Genomic DNA, 13,790 nt, shown 5'->3' with positions numbered 1-13,790 from the left:
GACAGACCCGGCCTCGCATACCTTTGGCGGGCCGACGGCGCGCAACGCCGCCATGTTCGGCCCGCCGGGCTGCGCGTATGTCTACCGGTCCTATGGCCTGCACTGGTGCATCAACACAGTGTGCCGTGAAGCGGGCCACGGCGCGGGCGTGCTGCTGCGGGCGCTGGAGCCCACGCACGGCATCGACGCCATGCGCGCGCGGCGGGGGCTGCAGGACCCGCGCCTGCTGTGCGCCGGGCCGGGGCGGCTGGCGCAGGCGCTGGGCATCGATGCCAGCTTCAACGGGCGGCCGCTGGACCTGCCCCCGTTCGCGCTGCTGGAACCGGGCGGCGCCCCGGCTGCGGACGCACAGGCCATCGACGTGGTGGCCGGCCCGCGCATCGGCATCAGCAAGGCGGTGGATGTGCCCTGGCGGTTCGGGCTGCGGGGCTCGCGCTACCTGAGCCGGGGGTTTGCCGACGCACCGCAGGGCGTGGCGGTGGCAACGGTGGCGACGGCAGAGACAGGTGTGAAGTCTGAAACGGGAACGCCGCGCCGCGCCAAGCCGGGCTACTGACTCGGGCTGAGCCCCCCGAACCGTTCACGCCGAGCTTGTTGAAGCGCGGCGTGGAGCTCCGACAGGCTCAGCCCGAACGGTTGTGTTTCAAATCCAAAGCGGCTGAATCCATCCTCCATCCGCGCGCGCACGGATGCGGCGCCTTTCTACGGCCCCAGCGCCGCCATCAGCTGCTCTGCGCGCGCAGCGGCCGCCTCGTCCATGCGCATCGGCCGCCCCCATTCGCGCTGCGTCTCGCCCGGCCATTTGTGGGTGGCGTCCATGCCCATCTTGCTGCCCAGGCCGCTCACGGGCGAGGCAAAGTCCAGGTAGTCGATGGGCGTGTGCTCCACCATCAGCGTGTCGCGCGCCGGGTCCATGCGGGTGGTGATGGCCCAGACCACGTCCTTCCAGTCGCGCACGTCCACGTCGTCGTCCACCACCACGATGAACTTGGTGTACATGAACTGGCGCAGGTGGCTCCACACGCCCATCATCACGCGGCGCGCGTGGCCGGCGTAGGCCTTCTTGATGCTGACCACCGCCATGCGATAGCTGCAGCCTTCGGGCGGCAGGTAGAAGTCCACGATCTCGGGAAACTGCTTTTGCAAGAGCGGGATGAACAGCTCGTTCATCGCCAGGCCGAGCACGGCGGGCTCGTCGGGCGGTTTGCCGGTGTAGGTGCTGTGGTAGATCGGATCCCGGCGCATCGTGATGCGGTCCACGGTGAGCACGGGGAACTCGGCGCATTCGTTGTAGTAGCCCGTGTGGTCGCCGTAGGGCCCTTCCAGCGCGTGCTGCCAGCCGCTGGGGTGCTGGGCGTCGGGCTGGATGTGGCCTTCGAGCACGATCTCGGCGGTGGCCGGCACTTGCAGCGGCACGCCCAGCGCAGGCGTGACTTCGGTGCGCGCGCCGCGCAGCAGGCCCGCGAACTGGTACTCGCTCAATGCATCGGGCACGGGCGTCACGGCGCCCAGCAGCGTGGCCGGGTCGGCCCCCAGCGCCACGGCCACGGGGTAGGGCTGGCCGGGATGGGCGGCGCAGTGGTCGGCAAAGTCCAGCGCGCCGCCCCGGTGGGCCAGCCACCGCACGATGACCTGGTTGCGCGAGAGCACCTGCTGTCGGTAGATGCCCAGGTTCTGCCGGGCCTTGCGCGGGCCGCGCGTGATGGTCAGGCCCCAGGTGATGAGCGGGGCCACATCGCCGGGCCAGCAGTGCTGCACGGGCAATCGCGAGAGGTCCACGTCCGGCCCCTCCCACACCTCCTGCTGGCACGGGGCGCCCCGGCCCACGGTGTGCGGTGCCATGTTCCACAGGGTCTTGAGCAGCTGCCCCATGGCGAGCATGTCCTTGAAACCCTTGGGTGCCTCGGGTTCCTTGAGCATGGCCAGCACCTCGCCCAGGGTGCGCACGCCGCAGAGGTCGGGCACGCCCATGGCGCGGGCCACGCGGGCCGGCGTGCCAAACAGGTTGGTGAGCACGGGCATGCGGTGGCCGGTGGGCTGGGTGAACAGCAGCGCGGGGCCGCCTGCGTGCAGCACGCGGTCGCTCAGCGCGGTCATCTCCAGGTGGGGCGAAACGGGTTCGTGCACGCGGCGCAGGTCCCCCGTGGCTTCGAGCTGGGTGATGAAGTCGCGCAGGTCGGTGTAGGGCATGGAAGGGCCGAAAAAGGGGGGTTGCGCTGAGCGCCCTGGCTTCGACAGGCTCCGCCCGAACGGGTGAGGGTGGGGATGGGCGTGGCCAGCCGATGGCTTACAGCGGTGCCGGTACGAGCAGATTTGAGTGAAATCGGCCTCCAGCGCTTATCTGATAGGCGCAAGCAGCTATCCATCAAGGAGCAAGTTGCGCGCCGGGCATGTCCAGCCCCTCCCAGCGCGGGGCCATGTCGTGCGGCAGGTCGATGAGGTCGAGCACGCGGGCCACGCTGTAGTCCACGATGTCGCCGACGCTGGTGGGGCGCAGGTAGAACGCGGGCAGCGGCGGGCAGACGATGCCGCCCATCTCCGTCACCGCCACCATGTTGCGCAGGTGGGTGAGGTGCAGGGGCGACTCGCGCACCATCAGCACCAAGCGACGGCGCTCCTTGAGCGCCACATCGGCCGCGCGGGTGAGCAGGTTGTCGGCCAGGCCATGCGCTATGGCCGCCAGCGTGCGCATGGAGCACGGCGCCACCACCATCGCGTGGCACTGGAACGAGCCGCTGGCAATGGCCGCGCCCACGTTGGCCGCGTCGTGCACGCGGTGTGCCAGCGCTTCCACCGCGGGGCGGTCCATGTCCAGCTCGTGCTGCAGGTTGCGCCAGCCTGCGTCCGACACGACGAGGTGCGTTTCCACCCCCGGCTGGCCCTGCAGCACCTGGAGCAGGCGCGCGCCATACACCGCGCCGCTGGCGCCCGAGATGGCCACGATCACGCGGCGGGTGCGGGGTGCGTCAGCCATGAGAGGGCTCCTCGGCCGAAGGCTGGTGCGCGGGGCGTGTCAGCGGCCGCGCCAGCTGGTCAGCCTCCACCTGTTCCAGCACCAGGGCGGCCTGCAAGTGGTCGAAGTCTTCGTGCGCGCGCTTCTTCACGCCGTACTGCTGCAGCTGGTAGTGCCGGTCGGCGTCGATGCCGTGGCGCGCGAGCGTGCTCTTCACGCACACCAGCGGGCAGCCGTCCAGCGCGATGATGGGGCGGCCCGAGCGCACGGTCTTCATGAGGTGCGGCACATCGCCGCCCACGCCCGCAATGCAGGACATCTCGGCCACGCCGCGCCGGTCCAGCTGCAGCGCGACGTGGTTGGCCAGCTGCGCGGCGCTGGAGCAGCCCGAGCAGGAATACACGAGGGGATGGTTCGGATCGGCGGGCATGGGATTCATCCTCCGTGGGGGCGACGGGGCGCGGCAGCCTCCAGGCGCTGGCGCAGGTGGCCCAGCACCGTGCGCGGGGCCAGTGCGTGCTTCCACTGCCGCGGGTCGAGTACCGGCAGCTCGATGGCATCGAGCGCGTTCTTCACCACCAGGCCGAGTTCCGTGTCGCCTTCCATGGACAGGCGGCGGCTGAAGAACAGCGTGTCCGGGTCCTGCTGGCGCTGCGCGAGCAGCAGGAAGTCGTGCGCGGTGGCGCTCAGCGTCACGTCGGCCACGGCGGGCGCCAGCGGGGGCGTGTGCGGCACAAAGCGCTGGCCGTTCCAGGCAAAGTCAAACGCGACGCGCGCGTCGCGCACCTGCACGCGCATGCGCTTGTGCTGCAGCAGGCGGCCCACGTCGGCGGGCAGGTGGCGCGCCAGCGCCAGGTTGAGCGCGGCCACCAGCAGCATTGAGCCGGGATAGGCCGGCAGGCGCGACAGCAGGGCGCCCACGGGCGCGGGCAGCTGCAGGGGATTCGGTGGAGCGGCAGGGGACGACAGGTTCATGGCGGCAGATGGGTTGGACGCTGGCGCGAGGGCTGGTGGGCGGGCCAACGGGAGGTGGGCGGATGTGTGGGCGGGGCGGTGGGCACGGCCCGTTTACGCGGGTGTCGTGGCGCGTGTGGTGGCGGTCACGGGGCCGGCGGTGGCAGGCACCTGCTCCAGCCCGGGCCGGCCCCTCCAGTAGCCGTTGCAGGGTGCGTCGGGCATGAAGGCCTGCATGCGCTCCACCGCGTCGCTGCCGCCGGGTTGCGGCGCGCGGCGGGCTTCGTCGAAGGCGGCAATGATGTCGTGCATGTGCTCGGACTGCGGGCTCAGCCGCAGCACATCCACGCCCAGCGCGCGCATGGCCGGCACTTCGCTCGCCAGGTTGTACACGCGGGCCGACAGGGTCTGCGTGCCGTTGAGCACCAGGAACCCTTCGGCTTCGCGCGTGCGCAAAGCCAGGCCGTCGGGGTGCTGCAGGCAGCTGAACTGGCAGTCGTCCTTGGGCAGGTTGCGGTGGCGCGCCGTGAAGCACCGTGCCGAGTGCGCCAGCGGCATGCGGCCGTAGGCGAAGACTTCGGTCTCCAGGTCCTGCGGCCGCTCGGCCAGCACGGCGGCCAGCGCCTGCTGCGACATCTCCAACGGCATCACCCAGCGGCGCGCGCCCAGGCCGGCCATCCAGCGCAGCGCGTCGGCGTTGTACAGGTTCAGGTGCGGCCCGGCGACAAACGGCCTGCGCCCCTCGCCCTGGCGCGTGAGGCAGTGCACCGCACCCATGTCGTTGGCCTCTACCGCGAACTCGGCCTGCGCCGTGAGCTTGTGCAGCGTGCCCACCTCGGCCGTGGACTCGATCAGCACCTGTGTGCTGAGCACCACCTCCTTGCCCGCGTCGTGCAGCATGCCGGCCAGCGCCAGCCAGTCGGCCAGCCGCAGCTCATGCCGGCGCGAGCACACGGTCTCGCCCAGGTAGACCACGTCGACCGGTGTGGCCGCCATGGCTTCGTAGAAGGCAAACACGGTGTTGCGGGGCCAGTAGTACAGCAGGGGGCCAAGGGAGAGTTTCATGGTGCGGGTTTGGGGTTGCATTGCGGAATCCCGGGCGTTGAGCGGGGCGCTTGGCCTGAACCGGGCGCGGACCAGGCCAGCGCCCGCCGCGCAAGGGCCGCCAAGCCGCGCGGCGGCTCAGGGGGATGGCACATCACTTCCAAGGGCGGTGGTAAGCCCCCAGCGTGTGCTGTTGCCCCTCCGCCACCTGGTCCAGCCGCGCCATCCAGTGCGTCTTGGGTGCAAAGCGGTGCGGGCTGGCCAGGCACTGGTCGATGGCCTCGCGCCACACCTGCGTGACCTGCGCCACATACGCGGGGCTGCGCTGGCGGCCTTCAATCTTGATGGCGCGCACGCCCATCTTCAGCAGCTGGGGCAGCAGTTCCAGGGTATTGAGGCTGGTGGGCTCCTCGATGGCGTAGTAGTTCTCGTCGTCGCCCACGTCGAAACGGCCCTTGCACAGCGTGGGGTAGCCCGCGTTCTCGCCGGGTGCGTAGCGGTCGATGAGGATGCCGTTCAGGCGCGACTCCAGGCCGCGGGGCGTCTCTTGCCAGCGCACGGCCTTGGCGGGCGAGCACACGCCGTGGGTGTTGGGCGATTCGCCCGTGGCGTATGAGGACAGCGCGCAACGGCCCTCCACCATCACGCACAGGCTGCCGAAGCCGAAGACCTCGATCTCCACGGGCGTGCGGTCAATCACCTGCCGCACCTGCTCCAGCGACAGCACGCGCGGCAGCACGGCGCGCACGATGCCAAACTGCTCGCGATAGAAGTTGATGGCCTCGTGGTTCGTGGCCGAGCCCTGCACCGACAGGTGCAGCCGCAGCCGCGGATGGTGCTGCACGGCGTATTGCATGAGGCCGGGGTCGGCCAGGATCACGGCGTCCACGCCCAGCGCGGCGGCCTTGTCCAGCGCGCTGCGCCACGGCCCGGGGTTGCCCGCCTGCGGGTAGGTGTTGAGCGCCAGGAACACCTTGCAGCCGCGCTGGTGCGCGTAGGCAATGCCGCTGGCAATGGCGGCCTCGTCGAAATTCAAGCCCGCAAAATTGCGGGCGTTGGTGGCGTCGCGCAGGCCCAGGTAGACGCAACTTGCGCCATGGTCCACGGCGGCTTTCAGGGCGGGCAGGCTGCCGGCGGGGCAGACGAGTTCGAGCGTGGTGGCGTTGGCGGCGGCGGGTGGCGCCTCGGCAGGGGTCGGGGTGTGCATTTTTTGGGCGTCCAAGGCCGGCCCCCGGAATGCGAGGCCAGGCATTGGACGCGACCTTAATGACGTGGCCGCGCGCCCCCGCTGATCTTCATCAACCGCGCTGCATAATTCCAGAGCAAAGCAGTCGGCTTTTGATGTCGCGCATCCGGCCTTGCTTTTCCCCACTGCCGGCACGCCCCGCGCGCCCGGTCCTTCGGTCCCCTTGGAGCTGCCCTGCCGTGAACAGAAACCTGTGGTTGCTTGCCCTGTGCCAGGGCCTCTTCCTCACCAACAACGTTGTCTTCATCGCCATCAACGGCCTCGTGGGGCTGCAGCTGGCGCCGTTCGGCTGGATGGCCACGCTGCCCGTGATGGGCTACGTGGTGGGTGGCGCGCTGGCCACGCCGCTGGTGGCGCGCTCGCAGACGCTGTGGGGGCGCAAGGTGTCGTTCCAGATCGGGCTGGCCGTGGGCGCGGGCTCGGCGGCGCTGTGCGCCTGGGCGGCCTTCCGGGGCGACTTCTGGCTGCTGTGTGCGGCCACCGTGGTGGCGGGCTACTACAGCGCCAACGGCGGCCTGTACCGGTTTGCCGCCGCCGAGCTGTCGGCGCCCGACTACCGCGAAAAGGCCGTGTCGCTGGTGCTGGCTGGCGGCCTGCTGGGCGCGGTGGCGGGCCCCAACCTCGCCAGCGCCACGCGCACGCTCTTCCCGGTGCCGTTTGCCGGCGCCTACATCGCGCTGGTGGCGGTGGCGCTGCTGGGCATGGCCTGCATGGCCGCCATCCGCTTCGAAGCCCAGCCGCCCGTACTCAACGCCGCGGGCGAGGTGGCGCGCGGCCGGCCCCTGGGCGAGCTGATGCGCCAGCCTGCCTTTGTCGTAGCCATCCTGGGCGCGGCGCTGGGCTACGGCGTGATGAACCTGCTGATGGCCGCCACGCCGCTGGCCATGCAGGTCTGCGGGTTCGACTTCAGTGCCTCGGCCCTGGTGCTGGAGTGGCACGTGATCGGCATGTTCGCGCCGGGCTTTGTCACCGGCCACCTGATCAAGCGCTTTGGCGTGCTGCCCATCATGGGCGTGGGCGTACTGCTCAACTTCGCCTGCGTGGTGGTGGCGCTGATGGGCGTGGAGCTGCACCACTTCGGCATTGCGCTCTTCTTGCTGGGCGTCGGCTGGAACTTCCTGTTCACCGGCTCCACCACGCTCTCGCTCACGGCCTATCGGCCCGAGGAAAAGGACCGCGCCCAGGCGGCCATCAACTTCTGCGTGTATGCCACGCTCGCGCTCAGTGCGTTTTCATCGGGCGTACTGGTTACCACCCAGGGCTGGACGCTGCTGAACGCGGGCTCGCTGGTGCCGATTGCGGTGACGGGTGTGGCCCTGATGTGGCTGGCGCTGCAGCGCCGCCGGGCGGCGGCGCAGGCCTGACGGCGCTTGGCGCCGGTGCGGCCCGGGCGGGGGGCCGGCCGCACCCGCCTTGTCGGCGGGGCTCAGCCCTCACGCTTTTTTTCAGCGCGAAGATGCCAAACCATTTGCTATCAAAAGGGTAGCTACTGACGCTTGCGGAATAAGCGCCGGGGCCAGATTTCGTTCAAAGAAAGAAAGTAGCGGCCGGGCGCTTCAGCCCCGCACTGGGCAGTGTTGCATCAGCCACCGCTGCAGCATTTCAAATACCGGGCCGGCCAGTTCCGGGCTTTCGTTGAACAGCTCGTGGTACAGCGGCTCAAAGCAGTGCGCGTGCATCCGTGCCTTGGGCGCAGCGGCGGCAAACGCGCGGCTACCCGCCGGGTTGACCAGCCGGTCGCTGCCCGCCCACATCAGCAAGGTGGGCACGCTCCAGTGCGCGGCGCGGGCGACGGTGGCCGGGCCGCCCTCGGCGATGAAGCGGGCCAGGCGGGCGCTGATGCGGTCATGGCACAGCGGATCGGCCAGGTAGGCCGCCGCCACGGCAGGGTCATGCGAGAGGTACTGCGCATCGAGCCCATTGCCCACGCGCAAGTTGGGTGCGATGCGGGGCAGCGTGGCCACCAGCAGCTTTTGCACGGCGTTGAGGCCTGGGTCCAGTGCGGGCGACGAGAGCACCAGCGCATCCACCGGCCGCAGGTGCAGGGCCACAAAGCGTGCTGCCACCAGGCCGCCCATGCTGTGCCCCAGCAGGACCAGCGGGTGGCCGGCAGGCATGCGCGCGCGGGTGGCATCCACCAGGTCGCCCAGGTCGTCCAGCAGGCGCTGGTCCGACGTGAGCCCGCCCCGCGGACCGCCGGATTCGCCATGGCCGTACTGGTCATAGCCCCGCACGGCAAAGCCCCAGTCGTTGAGCCGGCGCGCCACGTGGTCGTAGCGGCCCACGTGCTCGCCCAGGCCGTGCACCAGCAGCACGGTGCCCCGGCAGGGCTCGCCCTCGGGCAGGGGCCAGTCCTGCACGGCCAGGTTCTCGCCATCGCTGGCGGTGAAGGTGGTCAGGGTGGAGGGGGCGAGTTCGTCGGCGGTCATGGGCAGCGGTGCTGTCAGCGGGGATGATCCGCAGCATACCCGGCAGGCTGCCAATCACCTACCAACAAACGGCGCCGGGCCGCCAGCGTCCTCAGGAGGCAGTCTCGGCGGTGGTCGCTGCGGCCTGGTGCTGGGCCATGCCGGCAATCACCTGCGCCACGGCGGCGGTGAGCTTCTTGGCATACGGCACGTGCAGGAACTCGTTGGGGCCGTGCGCGTTGCTCTTGGGGCCCAGCACGCCGCAGACCATCATCTGCGCCGTGGGAAAGCCTTCGCTCAGCATGTTCATAAGCGGGATGGTGCCTCCCTGGCCGATATGGCCACAGGGCGCGCCGAAGTGCGCCTGCGATGCGGCATTGAGCGCATCTTCGAACCATGGCGTGGTGCTGGGCGCATTCCAGCCCGTGGCGCCGCTCGTGCCCTGGAAGGTGACCTTGGCCTGGTAGGGCGCGTTGTCTTCGAGCAGGGCTTTGAGCTCCTGCACAGCGGCGGCGGCGTCCACCAGGGGCGGCAGGCGCAGGCTGAGCTTGAAGGCGGTGTAGGGGCGCAGCACGTTGCCTGCGTCCTGCAGGGCCGGGAAGCCTTCGGCGCCGGTCACGCTGAGCGTGGGCTCCCAGGTGCGCTTGAGCAGGGCCTGGACCGGGTCGGTGGTGGTGGGCAGCGCGAAGGTGGTGGCGCCGCCGCAGTCGTAGTGCGCCCAGGGGAAGCGCTTGTACACCTCTTCGCCCAGGATGGCGGCCGTGGCGCGGGCTTGCGCCAGGCGGTCGGCGGGCACCTCGCAGTGGAAGCTCTCGGGCAGCAGACGGCCGGTCTTGCTATCTTCCAGGCGGTCCAGCACCTGGCGCATGATGCGGAACGACGAGGGCACCAGGCCCGAGGCGTCGCCCGAGTGGATGCCCTCGGTCAGGATCTCGACCTTGAGCGTGCCCGTGGCCATGCCGCGCAGGCTGGTGGTGAGCCACAGCTGGTCGTAGTTGCCCGCGCCCGAGTCCAGGCACACCACCAGCGCCACGTTGCCCATGCGGGGCTTCAGCGCATCGATGTAGGGCAGCAGGTCGCGCGAGCCGCTTTCTTCGCAGGTCTCGATCAGGCCGACGATGCGCGGGTGCGCAACGCCCTGCCGCTTGAGTTCCTGCACGGCGGCGATGCTGGCGTAGACCGCGTAGCCGTCGTCGGCGCCGCCGCGGCCGTAGAGCTTGCCGTCCTCGTACTTGGGCGTCCAGGGGCCGAGGTCGTTGCGCCAGCCGCTGAATTCGGGCTGCTTGTCCAGATGGCCGTACATCAATACGGTGTCGGTGGCGCCGGGCTGGGTCGCGTCGATCTCGAAGAACAGCACAGGCGTGCGGCCTTCGAGGCGCACGACTTCGAGCGTCAGGCCTTCGACCTTTTGCGATTCGACCCACGCGGCGGCGTTGCGCACCACGGCGTCCAGCAGGCCCTGCTCGGCCCAGTCGGGCGAAAACATGGGCGACTTGGCAGGGATGGCGATGTAGTCGGTGAGTTGGCGAACAATGTCGTCGTCCCAGGCCTGGCTCACCCGTTCAAGGGCCAGCGCCGGCTGCAGGACTTGGGTGGGAACACGGGCGTTCATGGGCACAGTCTCCTGAAAAAACCAAAATGCCGGCGCGCTGGCCGGGGATCCGCCATTCCAACACAACGCCCCTGGCCGCGCCATGCCCCGGCGCAGAACCTTCAGCCGCTTCCTGGGATTGGCAGATTGCTATCAATAGCATAGCTTGTCGCGATTTGCAGATAAGCGCTGGAAGGCATTTTCATTCAATGTTTCGGCTGCGTGCCACAGGCCCGAGACCCCGGCCCTGCAGCACCGGCTCGCGCGCCAGCTGCTCGCGCGCAAACGCCACAAAGGCCCGGACCTTGGCGGGCGCACGCCGCCCTGCCGGGTAGACGATGTGCACGGGCACGGGCGGCAGTTCGTGCTCGGCCAGCACCACGCGCAGGCGCCCCGCGCGCAGGCTGGCGGCGGCCTGGTAGGCCAGGCAGCGCGTGAGGCCCACGCCGGCTTCGGCGGCGGCAATGTCCACCTCGTTGCTGTTGCTGATCCACGCAAACTGCGGCTGGCCCAGCGCCCCGTCCTTGAACTTCCAGGGCGAGGGCGCACGCGCGTCAAACGCGAAGCCGATGGCGCGGTGTCCGGTCAGCTCGCCAGGGTGGCGGGGCTCGCCATGCTGCGCCAGGTACGCTGGCGAGGCCACCACCAGCCGCCGCAGCGCCCCCACCTGCACGGCAGTGAGGCCCGAGTCCGGCAGTGGCGCGATGCGGATCGCCACGTCCATGCCCTCGTCCAGCAGGTGCACCAGCCGGTTGACGAAGAGGGTGCGCACCTGCACGCGCGGCTGGGCCTGCACAAAGCCCTGCACGATGGGCGCCACATGCACGGTGCCGAACATCTGTGGCGCGGTGATGGAGAGCAGGCCCTGCGCCTCGGCCTGCGCGCCGCTGGCGGCCTGCTCGGCCTCGGCCAGGTCGTTCAGGATGCGGCGGCAGTCGGCCAGAAAGCGCTCGCCCGCTTCGGTCAGCCGCACCAGGCGGGTGCTGCGCTGGAACAGCAGCACACCCAGGCGCGCTTCCAGCGCCGCAATGGCGCGCGTCACGGCCGCCGCCGAGCAGCCCAGGCGCCGCGCCGCCGCCGCAAAGCCGCCCGCGTCGGCCACGGCCACAAAGCCGCGCAGGTTGTCCAGGTGGTCCATTGTTGCAATTCGTGCAATTTTGAAAGGCGGACTATGGCTATTAACGCCGTGGCGCGCAATAGCTAAGGTCGCGGCACTGTGTATTTCTTTTTCAGAAAGCCCTTCCATGCCCACACCTGCCCACGCCTTCACGCTCTACCGCATGCCCGTTTCCGGCCACTGCCATCGGGTGGAACTGATGCTGTCCCTGCTGGGCCTGCCTTGCGAACTGGTCAACCTGGACCTGCGCAAGGGCGCGCACCGCACTCCCTCGTTCCTGGCGTTGAACCCGCTGGGCCAGGTGCCGGTGCTGGTGGATGGTGACACGGTGCTGAGCGACAGCAACGGCATCCTGGTGTACCTGGTGCAGCGCTACGCCCCCGGCAGCGCCTGGATGCCGCAGGACCCCGTGGGCCAGTCCCGGCTGCAGCGCTGGTTCTGCCTCGCGGCGGGCCTGCTGGTGCCCGGTGTGGCCACACCGCGCTATGCCACGCTGGCCGGCCGGCCCGTGCCCGACCGCGAGGGTGCCCTGGCCACCGGCAAGCGCCTGCTCGACTACATGGAAGGCGAATTGCAGGGCCGCACCTGGCTGATGGGCGGCGCCGAGCCCACCCTGGCCGACATCGCCATGGTCAGCTACACCTCGCAGGCCCACATCGCGGGCCTGCCCATGGCGGAGTACCCGCGCATTGGCGCCTGGGTGGCTCGGCTGCAGGCGCTGCCGGGCTACGTGCCGCTGGCCGACACGCTGGCGCCGCCCGCGCAGGAGACCGCATGACGACGGCCGCCCTGGCCTTCCACGCGGGCGAGCAGGCGCTGCAAGAGCGCCTTGGCGTGCGCGAACGCATGGCCGCCATCGGCCCCCAGGTGCTGCGCGACCACATGCCCGACCAGCACCGCGAGCTGTTCGAGAAGCTGCCCACGCTGCTGCTGGGCGCGCTCGACGCCCACGGCCAGCCCTGGGCCACCATGGTGGCCGGGCCCCCCGGCTTTGTGCACACGCCCGATGCCCGTCGCATGCAGATTGCCGTGGCACCTGGGGCGCCCGGGGCGTCCGTGGTGGCCGACCCGGCGCTGGCCGCGCTGGCTGCGCAGGGCACCGGCGCCCCGGTGGGCGTGCTGGGCCTGGAACCGCACACCCGCCGCCGCAACCGCATGAACGGGCGCATGGCCGCGTTCGGCGCGACGGGGCTGGTGGTGGACGTGGTGCAGAGCTTTGGCAACTGCCCCAAGTACATCCAGGCGCGCGAGCCCGGGCTGCACGCCGTGGTGGCACCGCCCGCCTCCGCGCAGGTTCTGGGTCCGCAGCTGGATGCGGCGGCGCTGGCGCTGGTGGCGCGCAGCGACACGCTGTTCATTGCCAGCGCCTCGGCGCCGCGCCCGGGCGCCGAACGCAGCGATGGGGTGGACGTGTCGCACCGCGGCGGCGAGCCCGGCTTTGTGCGTGTGGAGCACACGCCCCAAGGCGTGGTGCTGTCGCTGCCCGACTACCCGGGCAACCTGTTTTTCAACACCCTGGGCAACCTCGCGCTGCACCCGCTGGCGGGGCTGCTGTGGGTGGACTATGACCACGGCGGCTTGCTGCACGTGGCCGCGCGCGCAGAGCTGCGCTGGGACGAGGCCGACCGCGCGCCCTGGCCCGGCGCACAGCGTGTGCTGCGGCTTCAGGTGCTCTCTGGCGTGTGGCGCGCCCAGGCGCTGCCCTGGCGGTGGACGGCTGCGCAGCCTGCGCCGCAGTTCAGTGCGATGCGGCAGGCGGCGGGAGTGGAGGGGCGGCACCCGCCCGCTTGAACCGCTCATGCGGGGCTTGCCGCAGCGCCACGCAAGGCTTCGACAGGCTCAGCCCGACCGGGTATGCCAGTACAGCCCCATTCGCGCCCGGCTCAACCTCGATCCCTGGACCGGTCTGGGCGCAGCGGCGCAATCGCCTTGCGCGGCGTGGTGGGCCCGGCCGCCACCATCTGCGCGTTGCGCTCGTGCGCGGTCTGGGCCAGCTCGGTGATGAGCGCGGCCTCGGGCAGGTTGTGCCAGTAGCGCGTGGGCATCTCCTTTTTCATCATGCCCATCTTGAGCCGCGCGGGGTTGAAGATGTGGCGGTAGTAGGTGAGCCACAGCGCCTCGCCCGCGTCGGGCGGCGGGGCATCGCTGCGCTGCGCGCCGGGCCCGGTGTGCAGCTGCTGGCCGTCCCAGCGCACGCTGGCGTCGGGGGTGAGGATGGCCCAGTGCATCTGCGTGAAGCGGCGGATGAAGAAGCCCGCGTTGGCCAAGGTGATGTAGTGGTCGGGCTCGAACCAGGCCATGTGGACGGTTTGCCCATCGGGCTCGACCACCGGGCGAAAACGCACAAAGGCGTGCATCTTGTGCATGTCGCGCGCCACGGCGCGAGCCATGTGGTGGGCCAACATGCGGTCGGCGTCCAGTGGGTCGTGCCGCGCGGCTTCGGCTTCAGAGCCCCCCTGCGCCATGCGCCAGAGCAG

At 70.3% G+C, this 13,790-nt stretch carries 14 protein-coding genes; 4 read left to right on the top strand and 10 right to left on the bottom strand.

Annotated elements, in window-relative coordinates; all coding sequences use genetic code 11:
• The coding region (locus MRY84_RS20595) for a DNA-3-methyladenine glycosylase (RefSeq protein WP_291507545.1) at nucleotides 1-556 on the top strand (556 nt) is incomplete at its 5' end.
• Between the two features lie 146 nt (nucleotides 557-702).
• On the opposite strand, the gene ubiD is transcribed toward MRY84_RS20595, so the two are convergent.
• The 6 genes from ubiD to MRY84_RS20565 form a co-directional block, all read right to left on the bottom strand.
• Nucleotides 703-2,190 carry a 4-hydroxy-3-polyprenylbenzoate decarboxylase gene (ubiD, locus tag MRY84_RS20590; RefSeq protein WP_291507544.1) on the bottom strand — a complete coding sequence of 496 codons (1,488 nt, stop codon included), beginning with the start codon at nucleotides 2,188-2,190 and terminating at the stop codon, nucleotides 703-705.
• A 175-nt stretch (nucleotides 2,191-2,365) separates the two neighbouring features.
• A complete protein-coding gene (locus tag MRY84_RS20585) occupies nucleotides 2,366-2,974 on the bottom strand; it encodes a UbiX family flavin prenyltransferase (protein ID WP_291507543.1) in 609 nt (202 codons plus the stop codon).
• A complete protein-coding gene (locus MRY84_RS20580; protein WP_291507542.1) occupies nucleotides 2,967-3,392 on the bottom strand; it encodes a putative zinc-binding protein in 426 nt (141 codons plus the stop codon). The genes MRY84_RS20585 and MRY84_RS20580 overlap by 8 nt, the downstream gene beginning before the upstream one ends.
• The gene (locus MRY84_RS20575) at nucleotides 3,389-3,928 is read right to left on the bottom strand and encodes an SCP2 sterol-binding domain-containing protein (protein WP_291507541.1); all 540 of its coding nucleotides are present in this window, start codon (nucleotides 3,926-3,928) and stop codon (nucleotides 3,389-3,391) included. Before MRY84_RS20575 ends, MRY84_RS20580 begins: the two co-directional genes overlap by 4 nt.
• Nucleotides 3,929-4,021: 93 nt before the next feature.
• Entirely contained in the window at nucleotides 4,022-4,972 is a 951-nt protein-coding gene (locus MRY84_RS20570) for a U32 family peptidase (protein WP_291507540.1), read from the bottom strand.
• 133 nt (nucleotides 4,973-5,105) lie between these two features.
• Entirely contained in the window at nucleotides 5,106-6,158 is a 1,053-nt protein-coding gene (locus MRY84_RS20565; protein WP_291507539.1) for a peptidase U32 family protein, read from the bottom strand.
• Nucleotides 6,159-6,376: 218 nt separating this feature from the next.
• Here MRY84_RS20565 and MRY84_RS20560 point away from each other — a divergent pair, with 218 nt between their 5' ends.
• Nucleotides 6,377-7,561, top strand: coding sequence for an MFS transporter (locus MRY84_RS20560; protein WP_291507538.1), 1,185 nt, complete (start codon nucleotides 6,377-6,379; stop codon nucleotides 7,559-7,561).
• A gap of 192 nt (nucleotides 7,562-7,753) precedes the next feature.
• Here the strand turns inward: MRY84_RS20560 and MRY84_RS20555 are convergent, their stop codons facing one another.
• From MRY84_RS20555 to MRY84_RS20545, 3 genes are all read right to left on the bottom strand, one after another.
• Nucleotides 7,754-8,626 carry an alpha/beta hydrolase gene (locus MRY84_RS20555; protein ID WP_291507537.1) on the bottom strand — a complete coding sequence of 291 codons (873 nt, stop codon included), beginning with the start codon at nucleotides 8,624-8,626 and terminating at the stop codon, nucleotides 7,754-7,756.
• 91 nt (nucleotides 8,627-8,717) lie between these two features.
• A complete protein-coding gene (locus MRY84_RS20550; protein ID WP_291507536.1) occupies nucleotides 8,718-10,217 on the bottom strand; it encodes a M20 family metallopeptidase in 1,500 nt (499 codons plus the stop codon).
• A gap of 181 nt (nucleotides 10,218-10,398) precedes the next feature.
• Nucleotides 10,399-11,334: a LysR substrate-binding domain-containing protein gene (locus MRY84_RS20545; RefSeq protein ID WP_291507535.1), complete on the bottom strand. Its 936-nt coding sequence runs from the start codon at nucleotides 11,332-11,334 to the stop codon at nucleotides 10,399-10,401.
• 106 nt (nucleotides 11,335-11,440) lie between these two features.
• On the opposite strand from MRY84_RS20545, the gene MRY84_RS20540 reads away from it, so the two are divergent.
• Nucleotides 11,441-12,091: a glutathione S-transferase family protein gene (locus MRY84_RS20540; RefSeq protein ID WP_291507534.1), complete on the top strand. Its 651-nt coding sequence runs from the start codon at nucleotides 11,441-11,443 to the stop codon at nucleotides 12,089-12,091.
• Nucleotides 12,088-13,104, top strand: a complete 1,017-nt coding sequence (locus tag MRY84_RS20535; RefSeq protein WP_291507533.1) for a pyridoxamine 5'-phosphate oxidase family protein — start codon at nucleotides 12,088-12,090, stop codon at nucleotides 13,102-13,104. Before MRY84_RS20540 ends, MRY84_RS20535 begins: the two co-directional genes overlap by 4 nt.
• 92 nt (nucleotides 13,105-13,196) lie before the next feature.
• Here the strand turns inward: MRY84_RS20535 and MRY84_RS20530 are convergent.
• Nucleotides 13,197-13,790, bottom strand: a 594-nt coding sequence (locus tag MRY84_RS20530) for a TIGR03915 family putative DNA repair protein (RefSeq protein WP_291507532.1), incomplete at its 5' end; no start/stop codon positions are given.

This window comes from Acidovorax sp. (assembly GCF_022763525.1).
Lineage (GTDB): Bacteria > Pseudomonadota > Gammaproteobacteria > Burkholderiales > Burkholderiaceae_C > Acidovorax.
Note: the sequence above shows the minus strand (reverse complement) of the source record. Positions and strands in the feature narration are given on the sequence as shown.

Bases quoted from the DNA above. Each gene is read 5' to 3' on its own strand.
- ubiD (WP_291507544.1), bottom strand. From the start codon at position 2,190: ATGCCCTACACCGACCTGCGCGACTTCATCACCCAGCTCGAAGCCACG.
- MRY84_RS20585 (WP_291507543.1), bottom strand. From the start codon at position 2,974: ATGGCTGACGCACCCCGCACCCGCCGCGTGATCGTGGCCATCTCGGGC.
- MRY84_RS20580 (WP_291507542.1), bottom strand. From the start codon at position 3,392: ATGAATCCCATGCCCGCCGATCCGAACCATCCCCTCGTGTATTCCTGC.
- MRY84_RS20575 (WP_291507541.1), bottom strand. From the start codon at position 3,928: ATGAACCTGTCGTCCCCTGCCGCTCCACCGAATCCCCTGCAGCTGCCC.
- MRY84_RS20570 (WP_291507540.1), bottom strand. From the start codon at position 4,972: ATGAAACTCTCCCTTGGCCCCCTGCTGTACTACTGGCCCCGCAACACC.
- MRY84_RS20565 (WP_291507539.1), bottom strand. From the start codon at position 6,158: ATGCACACCCCGACCCCTGCCGAGGCGCCACCCGCCGCCGCCAACGCC.
- MRY84_RS20555 (WP_291507537.1), bottom strand. From the start codon at position 8,626: ATGACCGCCGACGAACTCGCCCCCTCCACCCTGACCACCTTCACCGCC.
- MRY84_RS20550 (WP_291507536.1), bottom strand. From the start codon at position 10,217: ATGAACGCCCGTGTTCCCACCCAAGTCCTGCAGCCGGCGCTGGCCCTT.
- MRY84_RS20545 (WP_291507535.1), bottom strand. From the start codon at position 11,334: ATGGACCACCTGGACAACCTGCGCGGCTTTGTGGCCGTGGCCGACGCG.
- MRY84_RS20540 (WP_291507534.1), top strand. From the start codon at position 11,441: ATGCCCACACCTGCCCACGCCTTCACGCTCTACCGCATGCCCGTTTCC.
- MRY84_RS20535 (WP_291507533.1), top strand. From the start codon at position 12,088: ATGACGACGGCCGCCCTGGCCTTCCACGCGGGCGAGCAGGCGCTGCAA.